The organism is Rheinheimera sp. NSM (assembly GCF_052380015.1).
Taxonomy (GTDB): Bacteria; Pseudomonadota; Gammaproteobacteria; order Enterobacterales; family Alteromonadaceae; genus Alishewanella.
On sequence record NZ_JBQTCI010000016.1, the window covers coordinates 1 to 4,605 of the forward strand.

Consider the following 4,605-nt stretch of genomic DNA (forward strand, 5'->3'; position numbering starts at 1 on the left):
GATCCTGAGGGATCCCCACGAATTTAGCCCTCCCATTCAATGTTGTAACTCCTCGTATCCAGCAAGTGTTTACAGTGGCGCAAGGTATTGCGCCACTGTGCTGTTGTAAACATTACCTGTTTGGCCATGGCTCTTAACCCAAGCGTGTGAAACGACAAGACTCGTCTGTCCCGATAACTGTTTGCCTGGAACCGGCGTTGCTGGTTAGCTATGGTCAGCCCTACACCGAGCAATATCAATACTAATGAGGCTAAATTACTCAGCAGTAATAACAGGCATATGCGGTGTAGTTTGGTACTGCCATTTTGCTCAAAACCCAGACCATACTGAGTACTTTTCATATCTCTGAAGCTTTCTTCTATCTGCATGCGCTGCCGGTAAATCGATACTACCTGTTTGCTGTGATGGCTGCTTTGCGGCAGGTTAGAAGCAAGTAGCCATGGCTCTGTGTTTCCTCTGGCGTGTATTTTGGAGGCTCCTGAACGTTTCATGCTGCCATCCGCATTACGTAAATGACGACCTTTGCTTTTTTGCTTGTACAACGTCAACAAGCAGGCAAACGGTTTGTACCGTGCAATCTGTGCCTGATATTGCTTCGGTTGCTGCGATGCTTTGGCAAATAACCGGCTAATGCACTGCCAGTTCGTACCATTGTCTGTGGTATAAAAATTCGGCTTGCGTACCCTGCCCACGAAATACCAACCTAATGCTTCAACTTGCCTGAACCAGGGCGCTTTAAAACCAGCATCTGTAACTATCACCGGTTTACAACCTGCAGGCAGCAACAATGACAACGTGCGCAGAAACAGCTTATGAACCGCTGGCTTTTCTTTTGTACCCAGTGGATGTACCTCCTGGTATAAGGTGATAGGCCGGCCGTCGAATGTCAGTACTGCCCGTAGTAAAAAGTGTCTGCCGGCTTCATCCAAATCAGACCAATCTATGCTTATGGTCGGGTGTTTGGCAGCACCGAACAACCGGCAAATTGCACCATAAACTACTCTTTGCTCACGCAGCAAATGTGCATTCGACAGCAGCCTGTCGGCACGCTTGATATTATGTTTCTCAAAGGCTTTTGACTGAATTCCCCGGCCAATACTGGTGACGGTAGCGGCACTGCCGTTTGCCAGGCTATGCACGCAATCAATTACGGCTTTTCGTCTGGTGACATGCATTTTGGGTGTGACAAATGAAACAATATTGGTCAAGATAGCGCGAACATTCATGGCAGTTTGGGGTTGGTGATTTTTGGCGATTGATCTGATCACCGAACGCCATGAATGTTCCCTCCGAGTTCATCTTTTTGTTTTAGCTGATAATTTTGTGGGGATACCTCAGGATCTGATCCCATTTATCTGACCACATTTATTGAGGTGTTGACTCAGTTATTAACCTGAAGCCCTGTTATTCTTGGAAACTGACCTACGCATCCATCAACAAACACATGCAATTTTTTTCCAGTTGTTTGAGCGGTCAAAATCATTGAATAGAGTCTATCCACCGTTTTTTCTTCGGCAGCCTCAAACGCTAAATCAAATAAATACATGTTTTGACTGGAATTAGTTCTACAGCCTTGAGGGTCATGAAAATTGGCTGCCTTGACATAAAAGCCATGATAACCAGGGCGCCAAATAGTCGCGTCAACCAATTGCTCTCCATTGGTCCAACTCGAAGCATCGGCTAAACTTGTTATGCAAGTAAATATCATCGTTAAAAAAATTTTATTCATTAATATTATCTCTTCAGATAGCTAAAGGGCAAAAGGGGCGGAGCTAATAAACACCATATTTTGCAATACACTGAAAAATAAAGGGTTAACATGGCGTACCATTAATTTTCTCCGCCCCCTTTTTCTTCCACTTATTTCATTTATTTTGATAGTAAAAAATTTATCTATCTGCATATAAACTATCGAAACCTGACTTCACGCACTCGGCAGTTTCCATCAATGTCTTTATCAGTATCTACCAGTCCTATTTTAACGTCTTTTCCGGCCATAAATGCGGTCAACAACAAGCTATATATCGCTTTGCCTTTTTCATTGTTGTCTAAAGATACAATTACGTGGCCATCATAAGTGCGGCAATCTCCTGCAGCAGTAAAGCCCTCTACATAAAATACTGCATAAGGCTCCATGGTAGTTCTCAACAATATATCTCTGACAGCGCCCTGATGATTGAAAGTCGCAGCATTTAACGAAAAAGACGCTATTGAGAAAATTACGAGCAATCGTAAAAATCTTGAAAACGCTTTAGCAAACACAGCCATTCCTTATCACCAGTTTTATCGGAGACAAAATGCATCTTGATAAATTGCATAATCATTAGGGGTATTTAATTCTGGTTAAATGTAACAATCAGCAACTGCTCCCTGTACTAAAATGCTATTTCAACTAAGCGCACACGTTGCCTGCTTGTTTTACAGTCGTCTGGTGTATCTGACAACCAAATCCGAACTTTCTTACCGGCACTACCCGCTGACAGCAACATTGCATACATCTGATTAAATAAAGCGTCTTCCGGTGCGATGGCATAAAAATCCGTAAAGCTACATGTGCTGTTTTTGCGCTCTATAGCCGTAACTGGTTTTATATATAACGTACCAGTTCCGTCACTAATTCTTAAAGCTTCAATATAAAATGGAGCAACAGCAACATCTGCTGCTTGTACCGCGCCTACTTGAAATAGCACTGCTAGCGAAAACAACGTAGTTTTCATTATGATTAATCCTTAAATATATCACTTGGACAATAGTCTGAATTTCGAACAGGTCCAATAATCAAGGCCTGCCCCATAGTTTTGACCAGATAGTTTGCATTGATTCTATTATTGTCTAATCATAATGTATCTGGCCTTTTCGTAATTGACCAAAGTGCTGCAAGTGAAAGCGCCGTTTTGGTCATCGATATACACATCAACGATTTTGTCAGCAGCCAATGCCGCCAGTACCAGCGCATCACCTTTATCTGAGGGTGAGCAAATCCATCTGCCATTAGGATCATTAGTTTTAAACGCGGTATTACCATTGCAAGACGGCGGATAATCCATTACCCGGCTAACTTTTCCCTCGCAGTTAATATCGGCAGCACTAACAAAACCCGCGGGTAACGATACCGCCAGCCCTAATAACAATCTACGCACCGTTGACCCCTCCAACATTAATTAACGAAACTAAAGTAACCAATGGTGTCTGATAGTGGTTAATCTATACAATTACAAAAGGCAGTGAAGTCAACGCTTTTGCATAATTTAGATCTGACCCTGAGGGATCCCCACGAATTTAGCCCTCCCATTCAATGTTGTAACTCCTCGTATCCAGCAAGTGTTTACAGTGGCGCAAGGTATTGCGCCACTGTGCTGTTGTAAACATTACCTGTTTGGCCATGGCTCTTAACCCAAGCGTGTGAAACGACAAGACTCGTCTGTCCCGATAACTGTTTGCCTGGAACCGGCGTTGCTGGTTAGCTATGGTCAGCCCTACACCGAGCAATATCAATACTAATGAGGCTAAATTACTCAGCAGTAATAACAGGCATATGCGGTGTAGTTTGGTACTGCCATTTTGCTCAAAACCCAGACCATACTGAGTACTTTTCATATCTCTGAAGCTTTCTTCTATCTGCATGCGCTGCCGGTAAATCGATACTACCTGTTTGCTGTGATGGCTGCTTTGCGGCAGGTTAGAAGCAAGTAGCCATGGCTCTGTGTTTCCTCTGGCGTGTATTTTGGAGGCTCCTGAACGTTTCATGCTGCCATCCGCATTACGTAAATGACGACCTTTGCTTTTTTGCTTGTACAACGTCAACAAGCAGGCAAACGGTTTGTACCGTGCAATCTGTGCCTGATATTGCTTCGGTTGCTGCGATGCTTTGGCAAATAACCGGCTAATGCACTGCCAGTTCGTACCATTGTCTGTGGTATAAAAATTCGGCTTGCGTACCCTGCCCACGAAATACCAACCTAATGCTTCAACTTGCCTGAACCAGGGCGCTTTAAAACCAGCATCTGTAACTATCACCGGTTTACAACCTGCAGGCAGCAACAATGACAACGTGCGCAGAAACAGCTTATGAACCGCTGGCTTTTCTTTTGTACCCAGTGGATGTACCTCCTGGTATAAGGTGATAGGCCGGCCGTCGAATGTCAGTACTGCCCGTAGTAAAAAGTGTCTGCCGGCTTCATCCAAATCAGACCAATCTATGCTTATGGTCGGGTGTTTGGCAGCACCGAACAACCGGCAAATTGCACCATAAACTACTCTTTGCTCACGCAGCAAATGTGCATTCGACAGCAGCCTGTCGGCACGCTTGATATTATGTTTCTCAAAGGCTTTTGACTGAATTCCCCGGCCAATACTGGTGACGGTAGCGGCACTGCCGTTTGCCAGGCTATGCACGCAATCAATTACGGCTTTTCGTCTGGTGACATGCATTTTGGGTGTGACAAATGAAACAATATTGGTCAAGATAGCGCGAACATTCATGGCAGTTTGGGGTTGGTGATTTTTGGCGATTGATCTGATCACCGAACGCCATGAATGTTCCCTCCGAGTTCATCTTTTTGTTTTAGCTGATAATTTTGTGGGGATACCTCAGGATCTGACCCC

Annotated in this window: 6 protein-coding genes; all 6 read right to left on the bottom strand. The window is 44.2% G+C overall.

Translation table 11 applies throughout. The annotated features are described in order from the left end of the window. Window positions 1–23: 23 nt before the first annotated feature. A complete protein-coding gene (locus tag ACTZWV_RS19820; RefSeq protein ID WP_444788182.1) occupies window positions 24–1,268 on the bottom strand; it encodes an IS4 family transposase in 1,245 nt (414 codons plus the stop codon). Window positions 1,269–1,381: 113 nt separating this feature from the next. Continuing rightward, window positions 1,382–1,729, bottom strand: a complete 348-nt coding sequence (locus ACTZWV_RS19825; protein WP_444788183.1) for a hypothetical protein — start codon at window positions 1,727–1,729, stop codon at window positions 1,382–1,384. A 179-nt stretch (window positions 1,730–1,908) separates the two neighbouring features. Next, the gene (locus ACTZWV_RS19830) at window positions 1,909–2,262 is read right to left on the bottom strand and encodes a hypothetical protein (protein ID WP_444788184.1); all 354 of its coding nucleotides are present in this window, start codon (window positions 2,260–2,262) and stop codon (window positions 1,909–1,911) included. Between the two features lie 113 nt (window positions 2,263–2,375). Beyond that, entirely contained in the window at window positions 2,376–2,717 is a 342-nt protein-coding gene (locus tag ACTZWV_RS19835) for a hypothetical protein (protein WP_444788185.1), read from the bottom strand. A gap of 108 nt (window positions 2,718–2,825) precedes the next feature. Next, window positions 2,826–3,140 (bottom strand): hypothetical protein, encoded by a 315-nt coding sequence (locus ACTZWV_RS19840; protein ID WP_444788186.1) that lies wholly within the window; start codon window positions 3,138–3,140, stop codon window positions 2,826–2,828. 139 nt (window positions 3,141–3,279) lie between these two features. Next, window positions 3,280–4,464 (bottom strand): IS4 family transposase, encoded by a 1,185-nt coding sequence (locus tag ACTZWV_RS19845; RefSeq protein WP_444788187.1) that lies wholly within the window; start codon window positions 4,462–4,464, stop codon window positions 3,280–3,282. Window positions 4,465–4,605 lie beyond the last annotated feature (141 nt).

Excerpts from the sequence above, each read along its gene's own strand:
- ACTZWV_RS19825 (WP_444788183.1), bottom strand. The coding sequence starts at position 1,729 with ATGAATAAAATTTTTTTAACGATGATATTTACTTGCATAACAAGTTTA.
- ACTZWV_RS19835 (WP_444788185.1), bottom strand. The coding sequence starts at position 2,717 with ATGAAAACTACGTTGTTTTCGCTAGCAGTGCTATTTCAAGTAGGCGCG.